The sequence below is a fragment of the Pseudomonas sp. HMSC063H08 genome (assembly GCF_001813645.1).
GTDB classification, from domain to species: domain Bacteria; phylum Pseudomonadota; class Gammaproteobacteria; order Pseudomonadales; family Pseudomonadaceae; genus Pseudomonas; species Pseudomonas aeruginosa.
This window is the reverse complement of record NZ_KV813613.1, coordinates 4,368-6,460: the sequence shown is the minus strand read 5'-3', so window position 1 is coordinate 6,460 and position 2,093 is coordinate 4,368. Positions and strand designations below refer to the sequence as shown.

At 61.3% G+C, this 2,093-nt stretch carries 1 protein-coding gene and 1 pseudogene; both read right to left on the bottom strand.

Translation table 11 applies throughout. The annotated features are described in order from the left end of the window. A pseudogene (locus tag HMPREF2924_RS37120) lies at positions 1-618 on the bottom strand (ATP-dependent helicase); the annotation flags it as partial. Further along, positions 615-2,093: hypothetical protein (locus HMPREF2924_RS37115; RefSeq protein ID WP_256567987.1), on the bottom strand; the 1,479-nt coding region annotated here is incomplete at its 5' end. The gene HMPREF2924_RS37115 and the pseudogene HMPREF2924_RS37120, both read right to left, overlap by 4 nt.

The following is a 2,093-nucleotide window of genomic DNA, read 5'->3' as shown; positions in this document are numbered from 1 at the left end:
ACCGCCGATGCTCATGCTGGGCAGCTCGGTCGACGGCGCGAAGCTGCCGTCGCTGAGCAGCTCCTGGACAGTATCCAGAATCTCGAATTGTTCCTCGGCGAGGCCAAGCTCCAGAATCAGGTTGCTTCGGAGCAGCTCGGGAGTGGTGTCGATGCGCCAGGAGCTCGATGGGCGCAGGAATACCCCGCGCATCCGCCGAGCCACCGCCACCACACCAGGATGGAACTCGCCTGACAGTAGGACGCCTCCCTCGGCCAGGGGCGCGATGCGCAGCAGCATCCCCCAGGTGAAGACCTGTCGGTCAAGCGAGGCCTGCGCGGATTCGACCAAGGAGCTGAACTCCCGCCAGGACTGGGAGTGAAGGCCTCCAGCGAGCTCGGCGAGACGGTTGTACAGAGTGTCCAGTTCAGGCAGCAGCTTGCCCTTGGGGACCCGCCAGTAGCGGTGCAACGGATGCTCCCGGGCGCTGATGAAGAAGCCGGATAGCTCCAGCAGCGCGCGGTTGCTGCCTGCGATATAGGGGATCTTCAAGCCGAAGTCGTAGCCGTCGAAGATCGCCCGCTGCAGAAGCGTCGAACGTGTCGCGGAGGTACGGTTGATCAGGCGTGGACGGTTCATCGGTCTTCCAACCGAGTGAGCAGCCACTTCGCCGTGGCTTCGGCGAGGCCCGCCTTCCAGCGACCATCGGCGAAGCGCGTCATGTGGACGGTCATGTCGGGCCAGTTCAGGTTCGTCGCTATGGCTCCCGAGCGAATCCGTTCCATGAACCAGCGGTATGCCTGGCCGGCAGGCGAGTCTGTCGGCACGGGGGCATTATCGAATTCGCGCAGTTGCACCGTGGAAAGGTGCTTGGGATTCCAGGGCCTACCTATAGGCTCGCCATGCTCACGCCTGAGCTCCAATTCGGCAGAGGCCAGCGGACGACCAGCCTCACGTACTGAGAGCAGTCGGCAGTCTCCTCGGTAGGCGGCCTGGTCGTAGCTATCGATGCAATGTGCCAGAGCGATATGTTCGGCATAGAGGTCGGCAGGACAGCGGAGCTCGACGATCTGCAGGCCATTAGGGCAATCGATAAGGCCGACAGACAGCATTCCCTCCCAGGTGGTGTACTCGTCGGTGTCGATCAGATCGGGCAGGCTGCTCTGCACTGCGGTACGCAGCTCCCTCTGGACCTGGTGGTAGTCGTCCACCAGGTTGCCAGCCTGTCGGCAGGTACAATGACCCAGATACGCTTTCAGGGCGCTGCGCGCCTGCCAAACAACCTGTGAGTTCCCCTGGTCGAGGGCGGAATAGAACTCCTTGATGTCGCTCAGCCGTGCAGTGATTGCAAGCCATGCCGGATCCTGCCAATCAGACGGGCAGCCGTTGAAGAGACGGTTGTAGTCGGGCTTGGCATTGTGAATTTGCCAGGGGATCGCATTATAGGCGGCATAGAATGCTGTCCATTGAGCGCGAGTGATCGGCCGCCGGTTACCTAGCGATGCAGCCAGTAGGAGAGCATGCCAACCCGAATATCGGCCTTCCCGTTTGCGATGGAAGAGAGCTCCTCCCGCACGGCCGGGACTGACGTGACTAAGAAATCGAATCGAGGCCCGTGGCGCCTGAAATAGCCAGGCGAAAAAGTTGATGACCGAAATCCCTTCGTCCGCGACCTGCCCCAGAATACGGCCCATATCGAGGTACAAGTCGCATGGCATGGCGGCGGCCTGCGGTCGTTCACTGTCGAGCAGGGAAAAGGGGCAAGGAAGGTAATGGCGGATGCTCTCGCCGTTGTCATTGGTCGTCGTGTAGGGCCAGACTCCCTCCTCGCAATCCACCAGTAGTGGCGTCAAGACCGGCTGAGCCTTCAACATTTGTAGCCGGCGCACCTGGTCGCCTTGAGCGAGCCAGTTGTAGAGCTGGGGCGAGAGGCACCGAACCGAGCGGATAGCGAACAGCAGGTCTTGGTCCAGGACCTGCCTGAAGGTTCGCAAGACCGCTCCGATCTGCTTCAAGTAGAACTGGTGCCTTGGCGCGTAGTAGCGCTTGTTCCTGTGGCTCGGATACACGAGGCGATGTTGAAGTCCGAGATCGTCCCTGGCCATCTGTGTGGC